The sequence below is a fragment of the Gordonia sp. DT30 genome (genome assembly GCF_049844915.1).
GTDB lineage: Bacteria > Actinomycetota > Actinomycetes > Mycobacteriales > Mycobacteriaceae > Gordonia.
Genome location: NZ_JBNCLY010000099.1, coordinates 1 through 312, shown reverse-complemented (window position 1 = coordinate 312; position 312 = coordinate 1). Strand labels below are relative to the sequence as shown.

Genomic DNA, 312 nt, shown 5'->3' with positions numbered 1-312 from the left:
GTCGAGGTCGGTGGCGCCGCCGTCGGCCCAATGGGCGAGGTGGTGGGCTTGGGTACGTGCTGCTGGCGCACCGCATTCACGCAGCATCGGTCGCGTACGAGGAGTGCTTTGCGTTGTCCGGGGGTGAACAGGCGTTTCTCCCGTCCGACGTTCAAGGGGACTCCGTTGTGGTCGCGGACGATCATGGTGATCGAGGTGTCGCAACACAATGCTTTTGGCGGTGGCGGGCGTGACTGACCCCATGAACTCGAGCGCAGACAGCTTCGGGGTGTCGGCGGGTATGGTCAGTAACACTCCGCCGGTGGGTTTGCA

The 312-nt window shown here is 64.1% G+C and carries 1 pseudogene; it reads right to left on the bottom strand.

The annotated features are described in order from the left end of the window. Positions 1–312, bottom strand: a pseudogene (locus ACLQ3C_RS21600) (HNH endonuclease signature motif containing protein); the annotation flags it as partial.